Here is a 22,914-nt window from a genome sequence, read left to right on the forward strand (position 1 = left end):
GATGGCTGCCTGGAGAGGCAGCCATCTCGTTTTGGGCTGGTTTGAGGGTTAGAAGGTGAATTTTCCGGCGAGCTGGAAGATGCGTGGGTCGGCTGCGGCGGTAGCGTTACCGAAGGTGCCAGAGTTCAGGGCGGTTGTGAAGGTCGTCAGGTTGGGGTGGTTGAGGACGTTGAAGGCCTCGAGGCGAAGGTTGAAGGCGAGGCGCTCACGCAGCGGGAAGGCACGACTGAGGGCTGCGTCCAGGTTGTAGTAGTTAGGCCCACGGAAGGCGTTGCGACCGAGATTTCCGTAGGTGCCAGGAGCGTTCTGGGTGAAGGCTGCCTTATTGATATAAGCGAGGTTTCCAGCGGCCTTCTGGGTAATCTTGGTGCCGCTGTAGACGGCGTTGGGACTGGCCAGATTCGGACGGTCTAGGCCGATGCCAGTGAGAGAGTTGTCGATGCCTGATGTGACGTTTAGCGGGGTGCCGCTGAGGATGCGGATGATGGGTGCGATCTGCCAGTTGTTGGCCAGTGCTCCGGCGACGCCGTGCAGGCTGCTGAAGTGGGTGGACGCCACGAAGGTGGTGTTGAAGATATGACGGACGTCGTAGCCGCAGTTGGCGCGGTCGAGACGGGGGTTGGCGGAGTTCTCGTAGGTCGGAGCAGCTACGTCGCCGGGTGAGTCGCCGGTGCTGATGCAATGCGACCAGGTGTAGTTGGCGAGGAAGCTGAAGTTGTTCGACATGCGGTGCTGGATGAGTGCGAGCAGACCGTTGTAGCTGGAGTTGGCTCCGTCGTCGATCTGAGTCATGGTCGGGCTGTAGCCAATGCCTTGGGCATGATTGATGAGCGAGAGGACGGTGCGGTCGTTGGAGTTGGCGACAGAGGAGCAGGGGTTTCCGACTCCCGTTAGGTTGGTTGCGGTGGTTGGAGCGACGGCCAACGCGCCGCAAGTGCCAGGGCCGCGCCAGGTTCCGGGGATATAGACCGCGGGGTTGATGGCTTTACCCAGCCAGAGATGGCTGTTCTTGTTGCCGAGGTAGGTGATGGACATGTTCCAGCCGCGGCCTAGATCCTGCTGGACGCTCGCGGTCCATTGGTTGACCGTGGGAGTCTGGATGTGACGCGGGATGAGGACGTAAAGGGTGTTGGTTGGGAATGGAGAGGTCGACTGAGGAGGATTGGCGATGGGGAAGGGGTTTCCGCCGGTGTAGGTCGACCATGGATTCGCCAGCGAGGTTACGCCTGTGACATCGATCTCGTTGGTGTAAGGCGGATTGGAGCTGGTTCGCTGGGATGTGTAGAGCGCAGGATTGTCGTACATCATCGCGCCGCCGAGACGGAAGACGGTCTTGCCGTTGCCGAAGGGATCAATGGTAACTGCGCCACGGGGCGATAGGTTCGCGAGCCGATTGTCTGTAAAGGACTTCGGCACACCGGGGTCACCGAAGTAGGTGGAGCCCGCAGGAGCGTTGAGATAGACGCTGCTGCGCTGGCCAGCGATGAAGGCGGCTTGGCTGAAGGAACTGCCGCGATGGAAGTTGTCGACAGGGTAGAGCTCCGGCTCCCAGCGAAGACCGAGGTTGATGGTGACCTTCTGGCTCAGGTGATAGGTGTCCTGTGCGTAGAGGCCGAAGGAGGTCTGGCGATAGGCGGTCTGCTGCGCCTTGCTTTGGCTGAAGCCAGTCGAGGTTCCGATGGTGCTCATTCTGCCCGCGATGAAGTCGACCATGGGTTCACCGGCGGCACCATTGACGCCGCTAGCGAGGCCACCGAAGTTGAAGCTGCCGTTCTGAAGATAGCCAGCCTGGGTGTTGTCGCCAGTGCGGAGGATTTCGCCTCCGAAGGCGATCTGGTGCTTGCCGCGGATGTAGTCGATGTCGTCGGCGAAGTGCTCGGTGTTGGTGTTGAAGAAGCCGGGAGAGCAGGTTCCGCAGCCTACGGAGAAGCCGTTGGTGATGGTGAGACGGAGGTCATTCGGCACGTAGGTGAACATATTGACGCCGATGGTGTTGGCGTTGATGCCGCCGGCGGTTGGGCCACGGTTGTTGCGGCGGCGGGCATAAGTTCCGTGGAAGGTGTTCACGAGCTTGGGGGTAATGAGGTAGGTGTCGCCCAAGGTGAAGGTCTGAACACGCTCGTCGTTTCCGGCGACGGTGGTGAGAAGAAGATTGGTCGGCGAGAAGTATGCGGGCGCGTTGTAGTTGGTAAGGAAGTAGCGGCCGAAGATGGTGTGCTTCTGGCTGACGGTGTAGTCGATACGGCCGATGTACTGGTCTTCCTTGTTGTTGGCGGGCAAGGCGACGTTGACGCGGCCGAACTGATCGGCCTGGGAGAGGGGGAGCATCTTGGCGAGTGCAATGGCCTGGGGGCTGATGCTGCTGGCGGGGAGTTTGCGGGTGGCAGAGATGTCTGCTCCGGTTACGGGATCGACGATGTTGGTCGCGTTGGGAGCGCAGTTGCTGGTTGCCTTGGTGCCCATCTGGCTGAAGTCTCCGTTGAGCTCCGCCGCGGTGGGGATGCAATAGCCGGTAGCGCTGCTGGTCTTGTGCTCACGCGTGCCCTGATAGCCGCCGAAGAAGAAGAGTTTGTCGGTGATGAGCTTGCCACCGAATGTGCCGCCGAACTGGTTGCGCTTGACGGTGTCCTTGGAGGTGGAGAAGAAGTTGGTGGCGTTTACGACGTTGTTGCGGACGAAGTCAAAGACGGTGCCGTGCCACTGGTTGGTGCCGGAGTTGGTGACGACGTTGACGAGAGAGCCGGGGTGCAGGCCGTTGCGGGCTGGCAGGGAGTTCGATTCGACGGAGAACTCACGGAGGGCATCGGGGAAGGGGTAGGGAAGGTTGACGTTGGTGAAGGTGTCGGTGTGGCTGGCGCCATCGAGGACGTAGTTGTTGTAGATGCCCTGGCTGCCGGCGACGGCGATGACGGGAGTGTTGGCGTAGGTCTTGCTGCCGATGATGTCGTTGGCCGGTGCGTTGACGGAGCCGCCTGAGACGAGGATGAGCTGTGTAGCCTGGCGTCCGTTGAGGGGAAGCTCGGTGATGCGTCGCTGGTCAATGACCTGTTTGAAGGTGCTGTTTTCGGTATCGAGAGCGGTTCCGGTGGCCTGGACCTCGATCTGCTGGTCGGTCGCGCTGCCCACGGTGAGGCTGGCGTTGATCTCGATGCTGTTACCGACCTCGAGTTGACCGCGCTGGGTGTAACCTCTGAATCCCGCAGCGGTGACGGTAAGGGAGTAGGGACCGACGGAGACGTTTGGAAGGCTATACAGGCCCGATCCATCGGTGACGATGATACGGGTGGCGCCGGTGGCGGTATTGGTGAACGTGACCGTGGCATTGGGCAGAAGCGCACCGGTGGCGTCGGTGACAGAGCCTTGGACGCTGGCGGTTCCGGCGGACTGGGCGAAGGCCTGGGTCAGCGTGCTGGGGAACAGAGAGAGAGTAAGAAGCGCCAGGGTTGAAAGCGTCTTGCGGAACAGGCCACCTGAAAGTTTATGCATCAACATAAGTCATTCCTCGATATCGTTTGGGGTGCATCGGCTAGTACTTTCCCGACGGAGAAAGTGGCATGACCAATGCGGCGAGGACTATATGGATGCGGTGTTTGAAATGTCAAACGAAAAATCGGTTCTCTTAAGGAATGAATAGGCTAAGTAACCGGTTACGTATGTATTTTTCGGAGATATTTCTGAAGCAACGATTCAAAGCGCTTGTCAGCTCATTGATTTGCGAGCGAGCACGGTGCGCGGAATCTGCTGGAGATCGTTGTAGATCAAGAGGTCCTTCCATTGCGCCAGAAGCTGACGGATGGATTCGGCCTGGCCGTGGCCGATTTCCAAGGCCAGGAGACCGCCCGGTCTCAGGGAACGATGAGCTTGAGGGATGAGGCGGGTGTAGATGTCGAGGCCGCCGGAGCCGGCGAAGAGGGCGGTGTGGGGCTCGTGTTCGCGGACCTGCGGATGGAGGGAGGCGAGATCGGTGGTGGGGATGTAGGGCGGGTTGGAGAGGATGGCGTCGAAGGGGGCTTCGCCGGCTACTTCTTGAAGTAGGTCGGATTGGACGAAGCGGATGCGGTCGGTCAGGTGGTGGGTCTCGGCGTTTTGGCGAGCGATGGCCAGGGCCTGGGGAGAGAGATCGAGAGCCGTGATGTGGGACTGGGGAAGGTGGTGGGCGATGGCTATCGCGATCGCTCCGGAGCCGGTGCCTACGTCCGCTATACGGAGGTACTGGCCGGAGGGGAGGTGCTGGAGCACGGTTTCGACGAGGAGTTCGGTCTCGGGGCGGGGGATGAGGACGTCGGGGGTGACGTGGAGGGCGAGGCCGTAGAACTCTTGCGTACCGGTGATGTACTGGATGGGCTCGAGGGCTAGACGGCGAGCGATGGCTGCTTCGTAGGCTGCGAGTTGAGTGGGTGCGACTTCGCGGGCAGGGTAGGCGAGGAGGATGGTGCGGGGAAGTTGCAAGGTGTGGAGGAGGAGGAGTTCGGCGTCGCGCGAGGCTGTGTCGCGGAGGTGCTCGTTTTGGGAGAGATGTGTGGTGGCGGCGGTGAGGGCTTCGCGGAGGGTCATGGTGTGTGGGTCTCCGAAGCTCCTTCCCGCTGGATGGTGAGGTGCTGGCCGGGGGCAAACCGCAGGTCCTTCGACTGCGCCACTCGCGGTGAGACTGCGAGTGGCTTCGCTCAGGATGACAAAATTGTGTCACTGCTTCGGCTTCTCTGCCATGTCGATGCTGAGGGAGCCACTACGTTTCTGCCTTGGGCATTGTCGAAGCAGAGGGTAGCTTAGGCCGCTACCGTCTCTGCTTTGAGCTTCTCCGCGGTGTAGTGGGCGACCAGGGCGTCGATGGTGGGTTGGAGCTGACCTTCCATGACCATGGCGAGCTGGTGGTTGGTCAGGCCGATGCGGTGATCGGTGAGGCGGTTCTGGGGGAAGTTGTAGGTACGGATCTTTTCGCTGCGGTCGCCGGAGCCTACCTGCTGTTTGCGCTCCTTCGCCTGAATCTGGTGGACGCGCTCGGCTTCTACTTCGTAGAGGCGGGAGCGGAGGACGCGCATGGCCTTCTCGCGGTTCTTGATTTGAGATTTTTCGTCCTGGCAAGAGACTACGGTCTGCGTGGGTAGATGGGTGATGCGGATAGCCGAGTAGGTTGTATTGACTGACTGGCCGCCGGGTCCAGAGGAGCAGAAGGTATCGATGCGGAGGTCCTTGGCTTCGATCTTGATGTCGACCTCTTCGACCTCTGGAAGGACGGCGACCGTAATGGCGGAGGTGTGGACCCGGCCCTGGGTCTCGGTGGCGGGGACGCGCTGGACGCGATGGACGCCGGACTCGTACTTGAGTTGGGAGTAGACGTGGTCGCCTTCGATGATGGCGGTGACGTCCTTGAGGCCGTGGCCGATGCCGGACTCGGTCTGGGAGAGGATTTCGACCTTCCACTTATGCTGCTCGGCGAAGCGGAGGTACATGCGGAAGACCTCGGCTACGAAGAGAGCGGCCTCGTCGCCGCCGGTGCCGGCGCGGAGCTCGAGGATGACGTTCTTCTCGTCGTTGGGGTCCTTGGGGAGGAGCAGGACCTTGAGAGCCTCTTCGACGGGCTCGAGGCGAGGCTCGAGTGTAGCGAGCTCTTCCTGCGCCATGGCTTTGATGTCGGGATCGGTCTCGGCGAGCATGGCTTTGGCTTCGGCGATGCCTTCCTTGATCTTGCGGTATTCGCGGAACTTCTCCACGGTAGGTTCCATGTCGCGATGCTGCTTGGCGATCGATTGGAACTTCTTCTGGTCGTTGACCAGGGTTGGGTCGGACATCTGCTGGCCGAGGTCTTCGTAGCGAGCTTCGAGTTGATCGAGGCGGTCAAACATGGGGTGTCTCCTCCTGCGGGTGCAGGCTTTGAATCAGAAATTTTGAGAGGGGCGAAGCGGGTGAGACGCAGCTAGGCAAAGTCGTGACGGTGTGGCTTCACGAAGCGCTGGACGGTCGAGGCGGGAGGGTTCACCGGGTTTTGGGCCGCGTTCATCACTCTTTAGATGTTACTCCCAGTGGGGAAGATGCGGGAGGTATTGTTGTGATTCCTGGGGATTAGGGGGTTTGACGCAGACTTTGTAGTTCACGATAGTGTGATCTTCCTGTTTCATGATTTCCAAAGAATCTAAATGTCAAAAGGTCGAATCTGATCCTGAAAGAGGGAAATTATGAGCAAGATATTGATGGTTCTTACGTCGCACAGCGAATTGGGAGATACAGGGAAGAAGACTGGAGTCTGGCTTGAGGAGTTCGCCGCACCCTACTATGTCTTCCGCGATGCTGGAGCGGATATTGTGATGGCGTCTCCTGCAGGCGGACAGCCTCCGGTCGATCCTAAGAGCAACGAGCCTGAATGGCAGACTCCGGCTACGGAGCGTTTCAATCAGGATGTTGAGGCTAAGAGAGCTTTTGCGAGCACGGTGAAGTTATCGACGGTGACGCCCGGCGACTTCGATGCCGTGTTCTATCCAGGTGGTCATGGGCCTATGTGGGATCTGCCAGAGGATAAAGAGTCTATTGCTTTAATCGAGTCCACCTTCGCTGCCGGAAAGCCAATTGCCCTGATGTGCCATGCGCCAGCGGCACTGCGTCGTACCAAGACAGAAGACAGAGCTCCTCTGGTAAAGGGAAGGCGAGTTACGGGTTTCAGCAACACCGAGGAAGAGGCCATGCACTTGACGAAGGCCGTTCCGTTTTTGCTGGAGGACGAGTTGGTTCGCCTGGGCGGACGATATGCGAAGGGACTCGATTGGGCTTCCTTTACGCAGGTCGAGGGAAACTTGATTACCGGGCAGAATCCGGCGTCGTCTGTTGAAGGTGCAAAGGAAGTGCTGAAGCTATTGTCTGTTGCTTAGAGGTGAGCGATAGACGAGGCGCGATTTGCATGCTGCGTCGTCTATCGCTGATTCATCCCGCTAGCAGGATTGCTGTGCGGCGTACCTCAGGGTGTGCCACTGATAGCTGTTCTGAATAAGCGATAAGCGAGGCAGAGCCGGTGTGCTGATGCCTTCTATGCGATATGTAGGGCTGGCTCTCTCGCGATAAAGAATGGCTGTCATACGCGGTTTCTTAACTCTTCCATCCCGCAGTGCCTCAATGCCATTTGAACAGAAGATCAATCAGAGATCCGTAAGGATGCACTTGGCGTCTGTGGTCTTTCGGCGACGCACGGTTCGCGCATTTGCATGGAATCCAAAGTGTTTTCCATTGACGGAATGTTGAGTACACGAACTCTTTTTTTGTCGTTCAACGCCCTTTGAAGAAAGGGAATGAAGATAGTGGTGCGGTGTTTAACTTGACGAGTGAATGAGCAGGCAAAAAGCTCTTCGCTACGGAAGGCAGAGGGAGATTCGACCTTTTCGCTTCAACGGCCAATAGGAGCCCATGGCAGATATAGCGCACAGCCTGCCTCGAATGTGTCACCCCATCTTAGCGAGGGTCGATTGCCGATCGAACTCACGACCAGGAGAGCCGTACATGTTTGAGATGTCCAGTGGTGTCGATGAAGAGGTGGTATCCCCTTCTCGTCGATTTGAGGTTTGCGTTCGTGGGGAACCGATCAGCAGTACGAACGCGCTTCATGGTTTTGCTCTCATGAAGATAAAAGCGGTTCCGTCCATAACCGAGACAGAACGCTTTGCATTGGGGCCTGCAGAGTGGCTGTGGAGTTCTCTGACCTATTGGAAGAGAAGACCGATCCACGTTCCGAGCGAGGTCATGATTGACACAGAGGCTATTCTGACCTCGTGGAAGAGATCGAATCTACTGCGATGAGTTGATCCCGTTTGCGAGCATCGTCCCTGTTAGCTCTATCATCCAATTTCTTTGGGCGGCGAAATTGTTGCAGCGCATCTGCAACGTAACCGCAATGTAGCTGCAACGTATCCGGGGAGAGAACGCTATGAATCGTATCCGAGCTATTGCCATCCAGGCGGCCGTCTTATCGCTTTTTACGGTCAGGGCAGTTGTCGCACAAGATCAGGCGACACCGCCTGCGCCTCCAGCCCAGAGTGCGCCTTCGGCTCCGATGACGAAAGATCAGATCAAAGAGCAGCGGAAGCAGCAGAAGCGTGAAGAACAGGCCGCCAATGCTCAGGCAAAGGCCGCCAAGAGCAATGCGAAGGCCGCGAAGGCTCAGAACAAAGCAGTCCAGGACCAGGAGAAAGCAGCCCAGGCTGCGCATACCGCTAAGCCGGATGCGGCTCCCGCAGAGACTCCGGCCCCGGCCGCAGGGAATTCTTCACACATCTAGAGATTTCAGAGCGGGCGGCTCTTAGAGCCAGTTGAGCCGCCCTGCTCTATTTTCATTTCAGTGAGAGGTGTTCTTTCGTGCTGCTTCGAACTCGTCTCCTGTCTTCCACGCAATGGCTTTCTTCGTTGTTATAACCCTCCAGCCTAACTCCATTCCGAAGCGGTCCAGTTTTGCGTTTCCAGCGAAGTCCCAGTCGGGGTGATAGTTGTCGCTGAAGTTGTGATAGTCGTGGTCTTCATAGTCATTGATCTTCGCTCTTCCCCAGGCCTCATCGTGGCCTTCGTACATGACTCCCGTCTCGACGGAGAAGGCGGGTATTCCCACACGCGACAAGCTAAAGTGATCGGACCGATAGTAGCTTCCCGCTTCGGGTCTGGGGTCCGGTACGATCGCGAATTGAAATTGATGCGCAGTGGCCTCGACGATGGGGAAGAAGTTCGTCCGTTGCGCTCCGTTCACGTTGATCTGCCTGGGTACTCCGATCGGAAGGATCATGTCGTAGTTGATATCCAATGCGATCTCGCTTGCTGGCAATGGAGGATGCTGGCCTAGATATTCGCTGCCAAGCAGTCCCTGCTCCTCTGCCGTGACTGCCGCAAAGATCACGGAGTGCGGAACCTTCAGGCCAGATGCTGCCCAGGCGCGGGCCATCTCGAGCAGCATTCCGCAGCCGGTCGCGTTGTCTACGGCTCCGTTGTAGATGTTGTCTCCGGCCATTCCGGGAACAAATCCGAGGTGGTCGTAGTGCGCTGTGTAGAGGATGGCCTGATCTTTGACCGCGATGGCAGGGACCGCTGGCTTGCCCTGCGACGACTTCGTGGGCGGAGCCAGGATGCCAACCACGTTGGCGCTTTGGAAGGGGCGCACTACGCTCTCTACGTGCGCACGGAGTCGTACTGGAAGCTCGACCGCCTTGAAGCCCTTGCGCCCCGCGGCTGTCATCTGCTCGTCCAGATTCATTCCGCCTGCTGCGAACAACTTTCGAGCGATCTCCAGTTGAATCCAACTGGCGGCTTGTACGCGGGGATTTTCATCGTCGCGCAGATAGGTCTTCTCGCTGGTATTCGAGTTTTTCACCACGTCCCAGCCGTAGCTCGCGAGGTCGGTACGGTGGATGATCAGTGCGCCGACCGCACCCATTCGCGCGGCCTGCTCAAACTTGTAGGTCCATCTTCCGTAGTAGGTCATTGCGCGTCCGCCAAAGAAGGACGGGTCGTCCGAGGGTGGATCTCCGACGATGCACAGGATTACTTTGCCTTTTACATCTACTCCCGCGTAGTCGTTCCAGGCGAACTCCGGCGCTGTTACTCCGTAGCCTACAAAGACGATCGGTGCATTGACATCGACGCTGGCTGTTAGCGTCGGATTGCTTACGGTGTAGTCGTCCGCGTAGCTCAGATCGATGGCCTTGCCTTTGCCGGGCACCAACGTAAACTTCGTCTTCGAGGGAATTGCGTTCATTCCCACAAAGTTGATCTGTTGCAGATAGGTGCCGTTGTCTCCGCCTGGCTTCAAGCCGTAGAGCGCGAACTGTGTCGCGATGTATTGAGCGGCGATCTCCGCGCCTCGCAGCCCGGGGCCGCGGCCCTCCAGGAGGTCGTCCGAGAGAAACTTTACGTGGGCGCGGATCTTCTCCGGATCGATCGACGCCTCTGCCGTGGCTAGAAGATGCTTCGTCGATGTTGCGGCGGCGCTGCTGCTTGCTGCCGTGGGTGCCGCGGTTGTTGGAGCGGCCGCAGCGGGATCCTGAGCTTTTAGACTTCCTGCTCCACCTGCCAGAGTCAAGCCTAAGACGAGCGCCAGTTTCTTCATATTCCGAGCCTCTTTCGAATGTAGCCAAGAATAAGAAAGATATCCTACTAGGACACTGCCTCAGAATTAAAAACTATCGAAGCCGACAACATCGGTCTCTTCAACCGCAGACGGGATCGCAGCGTTCGGCTGGTCCAGCCCTTCCAGCCGCACCTTTCGCATCTCCATTACATCGAGCCGTTGGAGCGCCTTGCGCGTGAGGCCCGTCAAGGGATACTCCGCCAGCCGATTCGTCTTGACCCACTCCAATGCTTCTTCGCGCACTGGTACGGCCTCGAGCAGGGGTTTGTCCTTCGCGCTACGGATAGCGTAGATCTGAACATAGTAGTTTGTATTGGTGATGGAGTGACGCAACCGCAACAGCGGTTCGCGGGCGGTTACGGCGTCCTGCGAGAGCGGCGGCAGCTCCAGCATGCCGGGCATCAGGCTCTCCTCGTTCGCTCTTCGATGGAGCAAAACCTCGGTGAGCGCACCACTCTTACGAAGGTGCAGAAGAAAGGCGACCGGCAGGCTGCGTTGCGCGGTACGCGGAGTCGTCAGGTGTTCGCCGCGCGTCACGCACAGCCCGTAGACCGGGCACTCCAAGCATAGCGGATTCTTGGGGAGACAGATCGTCGCTCCCAGTTCCATCATGGCCTGGTTGTGATCGCCTGCTGCGTTCACGCCCTCTTCCATCTTCTTCTTTGGAACCAAGACTGCTGCCTGCTCCTGCACGAACGCCCGCCCTGCAGCGGTCGCAACCTGGGGGCGTCCGGTCACGCGCAGGAGTACCCGCTCGACGTTTCCATCCACCACGGCGACGCTCTCGCCGAAGGCGATACTCGCGATCGCCGCACAGGTGTACTCCCCGATGCCGGGCAGCGTGCGGAGCCCCACGGAATCGGTGGGCAGAGCGCCGCCAAGCTCCTGCACGATAAACTGCGCGGCCTTATGCAGCATTCTCGCCCGCCGGTAGTAGCCCAGCCCCGACCATGCCGCGAGTACCTCGGCCTCAGGAGCCAGGGACAACGCTACGATGGTCGGAAACTTCCGCAGGAAGTCGTTGTAGTGCTCGATCACCGCTGCCACTCGCGTCTGCTGCAGCATGATCTCGGAGACCCATGTGCGGTAGGGATCGGTTACTCCGCGCCAAGGCAGTTTCCGTGCATGGTTGCGATACCACTGCATCAGCTTGCGCCGAAAGAGTGGTATCTCCGCGGGCCGCAGAGCTTCGCCTTCGGGCCGCACCAGGGGCCTCTCGGCCTTCTTTGTAATCGAAGAAGTCACTCACAGCAGTCTACCGCCAACGGCATCCTCTCCGCCGGAACTTGATGCGTCCTTATCGCTCCTTTCCGGAAAAGGGCCTAAATCGCAGAAACACATTGAAGCCTACAGGCCGCGACCCGTAGATGGGTTGCAGTATCTGGGGGACTCCGTAGGTGGTGACCTGCGCCCCCACCGCGGATCGCACATGGGGCAGCAGATCTATATCGCGGTCGTACCCGAAGGTGTAAGCCTGCACATGGCCGATAGGTTCTTCGTGGAATCCGGGGGGCAACGGATTCTCTCCATTCAACAACTCATTCGTCCGCCCCGCATTTTCGAGCCGTGTCGAGATATAGTTCCGCGTCTTGAATCGTAATGTCGACTCCAGCAGATAGCTGTTGAGCTTTGATTGATCCGTCTGCGAAAGTGTCCGCCCCCACAGTACCGTGCTTGCCCAGTTGCCGTCCTTGAAGGGACGGTTGTACATCGCCGAGGCCGTCATGCGCGTTTGGTTCTCGGTCGGATATAAGCTCTCCGGGCTCACGATATGTCCATACGAATATTGCCCGCTCCAGTTTTTGCCCGGCTGCAACGTGATCCGCGTGGACCATGAGTCGATCTTCCCGTAGTTCACATCCCAGCGGAACTCATCCGGCTCTCTGCCGTGGAAGCCGCTCGCCTCTACCCGCACGATTCCATGGGTCAGGCCCATGGTTAATACATCGGCGGCGATGTGGGTCGAGTCCTCCTGGTGATGGCCCAGCGTTCCTACCGGGTTCTCCGCAGCCGATTGCCGGTGGGGATAGGCGGTTGGCCCCAGCGCCGGATCGCCCATCGCCGCGGCATAGAAGGACAGCAACGTCTTCTCGCCCAGCTTCAAGTCGTATAGGGCCGCGATCTCCATAAGGAAGTCATGGGGATGCTGGCCATCTACGATCGGAACTCCAAACGCCGTCTCGCCCTGTTGAAACAACAACGGATACCGTCTTCCGGTTATCGTCGCGGGCTCCAAGCTGAACATCGTCCGCAAGGTTAGCTGCCCCGGCCCCCACATCCGTTCTCCCATGAACATCAGCCAGTTGGTGGAGAACAGCTTGTCGCCTCCGCGCGGACTGGTCTGCTGCTCCTCCGTTAGAAATACGTTTCCATGGGCCATCAGCATCCACGGCCCTTTCATCGTCATCAACATCGGCGCGGGCGTGGAGTCGGGCTCTGCGCTGGTTCCTGACGATACGTGATGCCTTATCTGTTGCAGGAAGGTCTGGGGACTCATGTTGTCCATCAGCTCCTTCATTCCTGAATTCATCTGCATCCCGGAATCTGTCTTTGCGGATGATTCCTTGGGGCACATCACCATTCCCGGCATCGTCTCCACGCAAGGTTGCGGAGCTGTTTGCTGCTCTTTCTTCTCCATCTGCATTCCAGGCATGGAGTCCTGCGCCGACAGAGCCGACGGCATGATTAAAGCAATGAACGCTACAGCACGAAAGATCTTCATCTACGGTCCCCAGCCTTCGCCGCGTCAACGGACGAAGGCCCTCTACTCAACTTTTTCTGGATCGCCTCGAAGGTGTGTGTCGGCTGCAATCAATGCAGCAGACACAGCTTGGATGAGGCAGATTAAAAGAGAGGGGATGGATCTAGACGCGCAGGCTTACAACCAGAGGATCGACCAGCCTGCCAGGAAGGAGGGATCGTTTCGCTGTGCCCAGATAGCTCACGGATAGATTCGGATCGACAGGGACTACTGAGACCGCCACCCATTGGACAGCAGCGAACGAAGTTGCAGACGGTCCTGCTTTATCGAAGGCTGCAACGGACGTATGACTGCAACTTCCATCAGCGCACTCGCCAGCGCCGTGTACGATTGCCTGTGCCGGTGCGGTCTTCTTTGTGTGCAGGCAATGAGAGTGATCCATCTCCATCCCTGCAATAGGGGCAGATCCGGACATAGCATCCTGCATCGCATGGCACTGCGCAGTCTGTATTTGCAGCCCACAGGCCAGTTCGCAGACCGCTGCCTCGGAAGACACTCCCAACAGGAAGAGCGCTACGACCATCGCCAGCACGTTTTTGATCCGAGTAGACATGAAGCCTGTAGCTATTCTAACGGACGTCTCGGCTCACAAAGGGTAAGCGAGCCGAATCAGCAGTTCTGGTACTTCCAGTTTCGCTGCCTTCCCTCCGCCATCCACTCCACCGCCTGCGCCACCCTCTTGTCTTTGGTTTCCGCGCGCTTCGCCTCGACGATCCACTCTGTGTACTCCCGCTGACAGCTCGGACTGAACGCTGCAAATACCTTCGCCGCGGCTTTGTTCTTCTTCAAGGCGGCAGCCAGCTCCTCCGGAACCTCGGGAGCGGGCTTAACCTTCTTGCTGGCTGGCCTTGTGATCGACGTGGTTCGCTCTCCGGTCAATACGAATCCCGCCGCCTGTTGGAGGTATCCGAGCAAGACCTTGTCGGCTGGCAGATCCTTCAAGCCTGTGATCCTGCCAAAGGCGCCCATCCCACTGTCAGCCTTCGATCCATCATTCTTCAGAACCGCACTTATCTGCGGTCCCCACAGTCCCAGGCTGCAGTGTTGCTTGAATCCAGCCATATTCCCCAGGATCACGCCGTGCAGCATGAAAAACGGCATTCCCCACTTCATCGTCTCTCCCACCTCCGGGGATGCCTTGTGCATCAACTCTCGTATGTGGGTCAGGATCTCCTGGGCGAAGGGCTGCGCTTTGGCGATATAGGCATCGACTCTCGTGTCGTGATTCTGTCGCATAGGGGCTCTCAGATATATTTTGATTTCGGCGGAACTCGGGCCGACGATCTGAGTAGGATTCCGCCTTGGGCGAAAGCATAACAAATATTCTGTTCAGAGAGCGGTCCTTATAACGGCATTTCCATAAAGACATCTGCTCGCGTGTATGGCGATACCCCCGGCGGCAGATGCCGAAATCCAACCGACTCATAGAGATGAATCGCATTCCGCAGCGTGCTGTTTGTCTCCAGCGTTAGCAGCGTCGCTCCCATCGCCCGCGCCTGTGCCACCGTGGCTTTCAGCACCTTGCGTCCGATGCCTCGTCCGCGGGACTCTTCCGACACTGCCATCTTCGCCACCTCATACACGCCGGGCCGCATGGGAATCAAAGCGCAGCATCCCACTGCGCGCTCCTCGATAAACGCCATGACGATGTGGCCGCCGGGCCGCAGAATATATGTCTCCGGATCTCCCAGCATCTCGCGGTCGTGCTCTTCCAACCCGAAGTACGTCTCGATCCAGGCTTCGTTCAAGCTGCGGAAGGCGGCTGCGTCCTCTGCCCTGAACGCTCGAATCTCTACCTGCTTTTCCGCCATCTCCATCTCCATCGTCTTTTCCAAAGTCGGCATTTGCTTGTCCTCTGGGCTTTAAACTATGAGGGCGCCGGCGAGATGTCCAATATCTTGTTCGTTCTTATTATGATGTTCTGAGTATGGATCGAGAGATTGAACTTCGCCACCTTCGCTACTTCGTCGCTGTCGCTGAAGAGCTACACTTCGGCCGTGCAGCCCTGCGGCTTCACCTCGCTCAGCCGCCTCTCTCCCAGCAGATTCGCAAGCTGGAAGAGATCCTGGGCTACGCGCTCTTTGTCCGCACCTCCCGCGCCGTTCGTCTTACCAGCGCTGGAGAGGTCTTCCTCGAACGCGCCCACCGTACGCTCCGCAATGTGCAGGAGGATCTTGAGGAGGCCCGCAGTATTGGCCGGGGAGAGGTCGGCTTCCTGCGCGTGGGCTTCATCGGCTCCGCCATGCTCACGCCGCTTCCGGCTATGTTCGGTGAGTATCGCCGCCGCTACCCAAAGGTTCATCTCCAGTTGCACGAGTCCTTCACCTCCAAGCTCTTGCTGCTCATCGGGGACGAGACGATCGACGCCGGCTTTCTACGTGACGGGGGTCCGACTCCCGGCTTTGAAGTAGAAGTTCTCTTCTCCGAGCCCTTCATCGCGGTCGTCCCCAGAAGCCATCCGCTCGCGACCCGCAAGACCATCTCTGCCGACAAGCTCCGCGACCAGCCCTTCGTCTTCTTTTCCCCAGCCGCCGGCGCCCATGCCTACGAGAAGGCCATCGCTCCCTGCGTGGAACGCGGCTTCCGTCCCCAGGTCGTGCAGGAGGCCCCGCAGTGGCTCACTCTGCTCCGCCTCGTTGGAGCGGGCCTGGGAGTCACGATCGCTCCCGCCTGCGTTCGCCAGATCGCCTCGGATGACGTCGTCTGCATCCATTTGAGCGGCACGCAGGCTCGCAGCGACATTGAACTCGCCTACAGGTCCGGCGAAGACCGCGCCATCGTTGGCAGCTTTGCCTCTATTGCCCGGGAGCACTTTCAGCGCACCCGCCGCTAGCCGGACGCGCGATAGCCAACTACGACAGAAACAGTTGCTCGACTTCGGGCCAGTCCTTTACGCGCCGGAAGCCGGTCACGTTCACGTTATGCGGCGAGCTGAACAGAATCCCTTCGCCCTCAAACCGTCGCAACTGGCGTGGGTTGTCGTCGATCAGATAGTCCGCCCGCAGAATCCCCTTATCTCCGCAGTACACGATGTGGGAGGCCGGAATGAAGGGAAAGTGCTTCTCCAGCCAGCGGTATTTTTGCTCAAATGAGGTGGGGACCTCCATCGCCGCCGTCGCGATAAATACCTCGTAGCGGCTCTGCAGAGCTCGCAGCACTCGCTGGGACTCGGGCATTACCTGCAACACGGAGAAGAAGTCCTCCGACCGCAGGTAACTTTCCAGCATGGGATGGCGGTCCAGCGCGACCACTTCCCATAACCACTTGCCATGCAGGTCGGCCAGAGTGATCTTTTCCTCGTGATCGCGGTTGTAACGGAGGAGATGCTCCGACACTGCATCCGCGATCACCTCGTCCATGTCTACACAAATTCTCTTCACGGCAGGCCAGCCTCTAGTCCGACAATCCTAATTTCTGAGGGAACGAATGATGGAAACAGCGATACTCTCCACAGGAACTGCCTTCTTCTGGGGAGCATCCCGGGCCGGATCGTAGTACAGCAAACGTCCGCAGCTCTCGCATGTCATCATCTCACCGTCGTTATCGCGGTTCCGAAGGTCGTTCCAGCGCTGTGGCCGCACCATCATCTGGCAGGCCGAACACTTCTGGTTAATCCCCTCGGAGACGGCCGTTCCCTTCGACTTTGCGATACGGTCGTAGGTCGAGAGGGCCGCCTCGCCGATCTGGGGCCGAAGCTCCTCGCGCAGCTTCTCTACCGCCGCCAAAGCGATCTTGTCCCTGGCGATGGTCTCCGCAGCCCGCAGCCGCTCCCGCTCCAGAGTTCCAGCCGCATCTGCTACTGCATCGTTCGCCAGCCCGCGTTGCTGCTCCAAGCCCTCGCTTCGCTCCATGCTCTCCAGTTCGAGGTCTTCGAGCTTGCTGATCTCTCCCTGCGCGAACGCCATCTCATGCTCGAATGCCGTGACTTGGACCGTTGTTGTGGCCAGTTCGACCTTCTTTTTGGTTCGCTCGATCTTTGCCTGCAGGTCCTTCACATCGGACTCCTGCCTGCGGCGCAGCGCCTCTTCCTTGGCGATCAGATCCAGCACGACCGAACGCTGTCCCTCGACGGCCTTCAGCTTCGCTTCGAGTCCCGCGACCAGCTTTGGAAGCGCCACCAGCTCGTCGTGCAGCCGTTTTGCCTCCACGTCGTGGGTCTGCAGCACAATCAATTTTTCCAGGTCCGGATGCATCTCTTTTCACCTCGCTACGCCGCTGTCACGTCAAATATCACACAACAGCGGAAAACTCGAATCTACCACTCTCGCCCCTCTGACCGAAGCCTCGGCTGGCATCCTTGCATTGAGCGCATGCGTCCGGTGCGTCATAATGGACTCTATTCTCGAGACGCTCGCCCGCGATGCTGCGGTGACAGAGTACTCCTGCTTCACTCGCCTTCCTTTGGCATCCGACCTTGAAAAACTTCCTCCCGGACTGGATAACAACTATGCAACTTTGGAACGAGTACGAAGGTAGAACGATCGCAGAAGCCTATCCTCTCGAAAAGCTTCTCTCTCCTGAAGGCCGGAGCGCCTTCTTCTCCACCTCGAACGGCACCGGCACTCCCGCCGTCATTCGACTGATCGAGTCGCACTTCGACGAGGCAGAGATTCTGGAGCGCTGGCGTCAGGTGACGGAGATTAAGGAACCGCATCTTATAACCCTCCGCCGTTGCGGTCAGACTGAGCTTGATGGAACCTCCCTCGTCTACGCCGTCATGGAGCCCTCCGACGACAATCTCGCCGAGATTCTCAAGCAACGACCTCTTACGCCCCAAGAGACGCGGGAGATCGCAACCAGCCTCGTCCCCGCCCTGGCGGCTCTGCATGCCCATAACCTCGTCCATGAGCATGTAGAAGCAGCGAACGTCCTCGCCACCGGAACGGTCGTCAAGCTGCGAAGCGACTGCATCCGCGAAGCTCCCGAAGGGGAGGAGGGAGCTGCAGTTCGGGCCCGCGACGTGCACGATCTGGCCGTGGTGCTTCTGCAAGCGCTCACGCTTCGGGATACGCTTCCCGGCACCCCGCTGCCGGCTCCATTCGACGCTGTAATCCGGAACGGCATCAGCGGAGCCTGGGGGCTGGCGGAGATCTCCGCGGCTCTCCCTCCACCAGCGCCTATTGCACCGCTGGCCCGGCCTGTTACGCCTGCCCCCACGACGGCTGCGGCTGCCCAGCCGGCCCAGGCGAGCGCTTCAAGACCCTCACCCGAGCCTCCCGTCGCGCCCAAGCTCGCCCCCAGGGTAACGGACCGCCTGATCAAGCCGGTGGAGACGATGCCTTCCCGCCCTCGCGGTCTCTGGATCGCCGGCGGAGTGGCCGCCCTGCTTGTGCTGATCCTGGTCTGGAGGCACTTTAACGCCACGCCTGTTGCGGCTCCTGTCACCCTTGCCCCAGAGACCACCGCGACCGCTCCGGCTCCGGCTCCGTCGCCGGCGCCCAAGCCTTCGGCTTCCGTGCCCGCAGCCGGGCCGGTATCTGCGGCTCCCGCTGCGTCTTCCGCAGCTCAGCGCAGTCAATGGCGAGTCGTTGCCTACACCTTCAACCATCAGGAGCAGGCGCAGAAGAGGGCCGCAGAGCTCGCCACTAAATACGGATCTCTTCATCCTGAGGTCTTTACCCCTACGGGAAAAGCTCCTTATCTGGTTACTTTAGGAGGCCCTATGGACCGGAATCAGGCCACCGCCGTCAGGAACCAGGCCCGCTCTGCCGGTCTGCCTCGAGATACTTACACGCAGAATTACTCCCGCTAACTGGCGTAAGACCTTCTCAGTCCGAGGGTTCCTAGTTTGGAATTCTCGGCTGAGAGAAGTAATTCAGTGAATCCGACCCTCTCCCCATAGAATCAAACAAGCTCATGGCTACAGCTTCCCTCCAACTGGACGACGCTCGCTCTCTTGGTGCGCCTGTGGTTGAGCGTCCCTGGCGTCCTCGCGTCAACCCGTGGATCGTCGCCATGACGGTCACGCTCGCGACCTTCATGGAGGTGCTGGACTCCTCCATCGCCAACGTCGCCTTGCCACACATCGCCGGAGGACTCGGCGCTACCCAGGATGAAGCCACCTGGGTCCTCACCTCATACCTTGTAGCCAACGCCGTCATCCTTCCTGCCGGCGCGTATATGACCACCTTCATCGGGCGCAAGAAGTTCTACATGATCTGCGTTGCGCTCTTCGGCATCAGTTCCGCCCTCTGCGGGCTTGCGCCCTCGCTGCCGATCCTGGTCTTCTGCCGCATCCTGCAAGGTATCGGAGGCGGCGGACTTGCTCCTTCCGAGCAGGCGATTCTCGCCGACACCTTTCCGCCGGAGAAGCGCGGTCAGGCCTTCGCCATGTATGGCCTTGCAGTCGTCGTTGCGCCTGCCATCGGTCCAACCCTCGGCGGCTATATTACGGACAACTTCGATTGGCGATGGATCTTCTTCCTGAACGTCCCGATCTGTCTCGTCTCGCTCTTTCTCACCAGCCGCATCGTCGAGGATCCGCCTTACGTCAAGAAGCAGGTGGAGCTATCGAAGAAGGGCGGTATCAAGCTCGACTTCCTTGGCTTTGGTCTGCTCGGACTCACCTTCGGCTCCCTGGAGTTCATTCTCGACAAGGGCCAGGAGGATGACTGGCTCGCCTCCAAGCTGATCACCTTCTTTGTCGTCACCATGGTGCTCGCGTTTATTGCCATGATCTGGTGGGAGCTCAAGCAACTTCGCGTCGGCAACCGTCCCATCGTCAACCTCACCCTCTTCAAGCGCCGCAACTTCGCCATCAGCTTCGTCCTGATGTTCGTCCTTGGCTTTACCCTCTACGGTTCGACCATCCTGATTCCACAGTTCGTCCAGACGCTGCTGGGCTATACCGCCGAGCTTGCCGGAATGGTGCTCTCTCCTGCCGGACTCATGATGATGGCCATGATGCCTGTGGTGGGCTTTCTGGTCGGCAAGGTCGATCCTCGCAAGCTCATCGCCTTCGGGTTTCTTCTGCTCACGACGTCGCTGCTCAAGATGCACTCCCTGAATCTTGGCGTCAGTTATGGCTACCTCGTCTTGCTGCGTATCTTCCAGGCCTCGGGGCTGGCGTTCCTCTTCATTCCGATCAATACGATCGCTTATATCGGGGTGAAGCAGTCCGAGAACAACGACGTCTCCGGCCTCACCAACCTGGCGCGTAATATCGGCGGTTCTTGCGGGACTGCGTTCGTCGCTACCATGCTTACTCGTCGGACCGCAGCTCACGAGACCAACATGATCCGAAATCTGACCAGCGGAAATCAGAGTTTTATCGATCAGGTCTCGAGGCTCAAGGGCTCGTTCGGCGGTCACAGCGGAGGCAATATCATGGACGGTCCCGGAGTCCACACCGCACAGGCCTACATCTACAACCAGATGCATCGTCAGGCGGGAATGCTTGCCTATCTCGACATCATTCTCTCCCTCGCCATCTTCTGCGCCTGCATGTTGCCTCTGCTCTTCTTTATTCCACGGCCACCGAAGCATGCCAGCCCTTCCGCTGGACACTAGTCGCTAAGCCCTCGCCATAGCCCCTTGTTATGATCGACTATGGAATTCCTGTGGTCTCTTTTTACGCTTGCTGGTGTCCATCTCATTGCAGTTGCTAGTCCCGGGCCCGCCTTCCTCTCCGTCGTTCAGACCTCCGTTCGCAACCCACGCCGCATTACTTTCCTCCACGTTCTCGGACTTGGATCGGCGGTAGCTCTCTGGGCGGCAGCCACGCTCTTCGGGCTCTCAGCCATCCTCACTGCTGTCGGCGGACTCTATCGTTTTCTCCAACTCGCTGGCGGACTCTACTTCGTGTGGATCGGCGTTCAGTCCTTCCGTCATGCCGCCGATCCTCTTCCACCCTCTACCGAAGTTGCCGCGCACATTCCGCCTCTCCGCGCCTTTAAACGTGGTTTCAGCACGAATATCGCAAACCCTAAGGTGATGGTCTTCTTCGCGAGTATCTTCACCGCGATCCTCAAGCCCGGAACCCCGCTGTGGGTTCGATTCACTGCCATCGCCATCGTCTTTGCCAACGAGACCCTTTGGAACGGCAGCCTCGGGCTGTTGCTGTCCACGCCGCGTGCTCAGAGGACCTACGCCCGCGCCAAGTCGTCCATCGACCGCACCGTTGGGACGGTTATGTTCCTCTTCGGGCTCAAGCTGCTCTGGGGAGCCGCTTACCCCAGCACCCACTAACCCTGCAGTTCAAGACAAAGGCCACGGAGGTCGTTCCCCGTGGCCTTTTATCGTGGTTTCGTTACGTCGGCGTCTCGGTTAGATCGGCCTTGGGTTCCGTTCTTCGAATTGCCGCTGGTGCCAGTAGGGGTAAGACAATGCCGTCTCGCTCGCTGCGTCCAGCTTCGCGATCTGTTCTGCCGTGAGCTTCCAGCCCACTGCGGCCAGATTCGCCTTCAACTGCTCCTCGTTCCGAGCTCCTATGATCACGGTAGAGACGGTCGGCCTTCCCAGGACCCAGTTCAGTGCGATCTGGGGAACGGTCTTGCCGGTCTCCTTCGCGACCTCGTCGATTGCATCGATCACCCGGTACATATACTCTTCGTCCGGTCTCGGTCCGTCGTTCACCACGACCTTGGTCTGGAGGCGGCTGCCTGCTGGGAGCGGTTGGCCGTGACGAATCTTTCCGGTCAGTCTTCCCCAGCCGAGCGGAGACCATACCAGCGCTCCTACTCCCTGATCCAGCGCCAGAGGCATCAACTCCCACTCGTAGTCCCGGCCGATCAGGGAGTAGTAGACCTGATGTCCGACGTAGCGAGACCATCCGTAGCGCTCACTCACGCTCAGCGACTTCATCAGGTGCCAACCCGAGAAGTTCGAGCAGGCGATATAACGTACCTTGCCGTCGCTCACCATCTTGTTCAGTGAGTTCAGGGTCTCTTCCACCGGTGTCGTCGCGTCGAATCCGTGGAGGTGATAGACGTCCACATAGTCCATTCCGAGCCGCTTCAGGCTGTCTTCCAAGGACTGGATGAGGTGATACCGGCTCGATCCCACATCATTCGGTCCTTTTCCAAAGCGGAAGGTGGCTTTGGTCGAGATAAGGACATCTTCGCGCTTCAGGTGGGCGAGCGCCTTGCCCAGGGCTGTCTCGCTTCCGCCCTTCGAGTAGACATCTGCCGTATCGAAGAAGTTCACCCCTGCTTCCATGCAGATATCGACGATCTTCCTTGCTTCGTCGTCGGAGGTTACTCCCCATGCCTGGAAGAACTCGCCGGAGGTCCCAAACGTTCCTGCTCCGAAGCAAAGCTCCGGCACCTTTAACCCTGACCTACCGAGCTGCCTGTATTCCATGTCTTTCTCCTGTTTGTTGCATATCAGATATATCGAATTGTCTATCAATCTGGTTGGGACATCATAAATCTCCTTCGCTATACCTAGACAACATGCAAAAAATTGCGCACCTTGGTTTGGGCGTGCCGCTAAGTCATTGATAGAACATGAAATGCAAGTGGCGCACAAATTGCTTTGGAAGCAGGGCAAGCAGTCATTTCCAATCTCCTGGAGTTACAAATGAGAAAGCTTTATGCTCTCTTCGCACTTGCCCTTGCCCTGGTTCTTACTCCACTCGCCAAAGCCGACTCCATCTCGCTTGAGTCCTACAACGCTGCCAATCACAGCTACAGCTACGCGATTACGTTCGATGAACACAGCGCTACCTTCTTTTTCAGTGGATTTCTTCTGTCCAACCTCACCGATGTAACGAACGCCGTCCTGAGCGGTCCCCTCGACAAGGACTTCAGCGTGATCTTCGACTCCGACTCGGTCGCCGTCGGATCGATCTTCTCGACCGAGTACAGCAGGAAGGTTCCTTTCTCGGTTGGCACGCTGACCGTCTTCTCGCTGGCTACTCCTGGCCTGGTCAGTTACACGCTTCTGGACAGCAACGGTCTCTTCTGCGGACCAGTTGGTGGACCTGTGGGCGATCCGAGCACCGTTCCCGAGCCATCCACGCTGCTCATGATGGGAACTGGTTTGATCGGAGCCGCTGGAGCTGCACGCCGCAAGTTTTTCAGCTAACTGAAATGCTGCAACTAAGAGAGCCGCCTAACCGGGC

At 58.8% G+C, this 22,914-nt stretch carries 19 protein-coding genes; 7 read left to right on the forward strand and 12 right to left on the reverse strand.

Annotated features, from left to right (window positions below):
- Positions 1 to 48 precede the first annotated feature (48 nt).
- The 3 genes from HB393_RS04350 to prfA form a co-directional block, all read right to left on the reverse strand.
- Complete coding sequence (locus HB393_RS04350) at positions 49 to 3,486, reverse strand: TonB-dependent receptor (protein WP_213803923.1); 3,438 nt, start codon at positions 3,484 to 3,486, stop codon at positions 49 to 51.
- 213 nt (positions 3,487 to 3,699) lie between these two features.
- On the reverse strand, positions 3,700 to 4,554 hold the full coding sequence (gene prmC / locus HB393_RS04355; protein WP_213803924.1) for a peptide chain release factor N(5)-glutamine methyltransferase: 855 nt from the start codon (positions 4,552 to 4,554) through the stop codon (positions 3,700 to 3,702).
- 212 nt (positions 4,555 to 4,766) lie between these two features.
- Positions 4,767 to 5,843, reverse strand: a complete 1,077-nt coding sequence (prfA, locus tag HB393_RS04360; protein WP_213803925.1) for a peptide chain release factor 1 — start codon at positions 5,841 to 5,843, stop codon at positions 4,767 to 4,769.
- Between the two features lie 330 nt (positions 5,844 to 6,173).
- Here prfA and HB393_RS04365 point away from each other — a divergent pair, with 330 nt between their 5' ends.
- Complete coding sequence (locus HB393_RS04365; RefSeq protein ID WP_213803926.1) at positions 6,174 to 6,860, forward strand: type 1 glutamine amidotransferase domain-containing protein; 687 nt, start codon at positions 6,174 to 6,176, stop codon at positions 6,858 to 6,860.
- A 1,046-nt stretch (positions 6,861 to 7,906) separates the two neighbouring features.
- Positions 7,907 to 8,257, forward strand: coding sequence for a hypothetical protein (locus tag HB393_RS04370; protein ID WP_213803927.1), 351 nt, complete (start codon positions 7,907 to 7,909; stop codon positions 8,255 to 8,257).
- Positions 8,258 to 8,314: 57 nt separating this feature from the next.
- On the opposite strand, the gene HB393_RS04375 is transcribed toward HB393_RS04370, so the two are convergent.
- The 6 genes from HB393_RS04375 to HB393_RS04400 all read right to left on the reverse strand — a co-directional run bounded on the left by HB393_RS04375 (position 8,315) and on the right by HB393_RS04400 (position 14,695).
- Entirely contained in the window at positions 8,315 to 10,069 is a 1,755-nt protein-coding gene (locus HB393_RS04375) for a M28 family peptidase (RefSeq protein ID WP_213803928.1), read from the reverse strand.
- A 66-nt stretch (positions 10,070 to 10,135) separates the two neighbouring features.
- Positions 10,136 to 11,335, reverse strand: a complete 1,200-nt coding sequence (locus HB393_RS04380; protein ID WP_345945023.1) for an A/G-specific adenine glycosylase — start codon at positions 11,333 to 11,335, stop codon at positions 10,136 to 10,138.
- Positions 11,336 to 11,387: 52 nt separating this feature from the next.
- The gene (locus tag HB393_RS04385) at positions 11,388 to 12,812 is read right to left on the reverse strand and encodes a hypothetical protein (RefSeq protein ID WP_213803929.1); all 1,425 of its coding nucleotides are present in this window, start codon (positions 12,810 to 12,812) and stop codon (positions 11,388 to 11,390) included.
- Positions 12,813 to 12,954: 142 nt separating this feature from the next.
- Complete coding sequence (locus HB393_RS04390) at positions 12,955 to 13,404, reverse strand: hypothetical protein (RefSeq protein ID WP_213803930.1); 450 nt, start codon at positions 13,402 to 13,404, stop codon at positions 12,955 to 12,957.
- 56 nt (positions 13,405 to 13,460) lie between these two features.
- On the reverse strand, positions 13,461 to 14,087 hold the full coding sequence (locus tag HB393_RS04395) for a YdeI/OmpD-associated family protein (protein ID WP_213803931.1): 627 nt from the start codon (positions 14,085 to 14,087) through the stop codon (positions 13,461 to 13,463).
- 107 nt (positions 14,088 to 14,194) lie between these two features.
- Positions 14,195 to 14,695 carry a GNAT family N-acetyltransferase gene (locus HB393_RS04400; protein WP_255550785.1) on the reverse strand — a complete coding sequence of 167 codons (501 nt, stop codon included), beginning with the start codon at positions 14,693 to 14,695 and terminating at the stop codon, positions 14,195 to 14,197.
- A gap of 83 nt (positions 14,696 to 14,778) precedes the next feature.
- Between HB393_RS04400 and HB393_RS04405 the strand changes: the two genes are divergently transcribed.
- Positions 14,779 to 15,684, forward strand: a complete 906-nt coding sequence (locus HB393_RS04405; protein ID WP_213803932.1) for a LysR substrate-binding domain-containing protein — start codon at positions 14,779 to 14,781, stop codon at positions 15,682 to 15,684.
- A gap of 19 nt (positions 15,685 to 15,703) precedes the next feature.
- Here HB393_RS04405 and HB393_RS04410 read toward each other — a convergent pair whose 3' ends face one another.
- Positions 15,704 to 16,231 (reverse strand): 5'-3'-deoxyribonucleotidase, encoded by a 528-nt coding sequence (locus HB393_RS04410; RefSeq protein WP_345945024.1) that lies wholly within the window; start codon positions 16,229 to 16,231, stop codon positions 15,704 to 15,706.
- A gap of 27 nt (positions 16,232 to 16,258) precedes the next feature.
- Positions 16,259 to 17,044, reverse strand: a complete 786-nt coding sequence (locus HB393_RS04415; protein ID WP_213803933.1) for a C4-type zinc ribbon domain-containing protein — start codon at positions 17,042 to 17,044, stop codon at positions 16,259 to 16,261.
- A 254-nt stretch (positions 17,045 to 17,298) separates the two neighbouring features.
- On the opposite strand from HB393_RS04415, the gene HB393_RS04420 reads away from it, so the two are divergent.
- The 3 genes from HB393_RS04420 to HB393_RS04430 all read left to right on the forward strand — a co-directional run bounded on the left by HB393_RS04420 (position 17,299) and on the right by HB393_RS04430 (position 21,038).
- Positions 17,299 to 18,603, forward strand: coding sequence for an SPOR domain-containing protein (locus HB393_RS04420; protein ID WP_213803934.1), 1,305 nt, complete (start codon positions 17,299 to 17,301; stop codon positions 18,601 to 18,603).
- Positions 18,604 to 18,707: 104 nt separating this feature from the next.
- Positions 18,708 to 20,360: a DHA2 family efflux MFS transporter permease subunit gene (locus tag HB393_RS04425; RefSeq protein ID WP_213803935.1), complete on the forward strand. Its 1,653-nt coding sequence runs from the start codon at positions 18,708 to 18,710 to the stop codon at positions 20,358 to 20,360.
- A gap of 39 nt (positions 20,361 to 20,399) precedes the next feature.
- The gene (locus HB393_RS04430) at positions 20,400 to 21,038 is read left to right on the forward strand and encodes a LysE family transporter (RefSeq protein WP_213803936.1); all 639 of its coding nucleotides are present in this window, start codon (positions 20,400 to 20,402) and stop codon (positions 21,036 to 21,038) included.
- 78 nt (positions 21,039 to 21,116) lie between these two features.
- Here HB393_RS04430 and HB393_RS04435 read toward each other — a convergent pair whose 3' ends face one another.
- A complete protein-coding gene (locus HB393_RS04435) occupies positions 21,117 to 22,151 on the reverse strand; it encodes an aldo/keto reductase (protein ID WP_213803937.1) in 1,035 nt (344 codons plus the stop codon).
- Between the two features lie 219 nt (positions 22,152 to 22,370).
- On the opposite strand from HB393_RS04435, the gene HB393_RS04440 reads away from it, so the two are divergent.
- Positions 22,371 to 22,877, forward strand: a complete 507-nt coding sequence (locus tag HB393_RS04440) for a PEP-CTERM sorting domain-containing protein (RefSeq protein WP_213803938.1) — start codon at positions 22,371 to 22,373, stop codon at positions 22,875 to 22,877.
- Positions 22,878 to 22,914: the final 37 nt, after the last annotated feature.

The organism is Granulicella sp. dw_53 (genome assembly GCF_018449545.1).
Taxonomy (GTDB): domain Bacteria; phylum Acidobacteriota; class Terriglobia; order Terriglobales; family Acidobacteriaceae; genus Edaphobacter.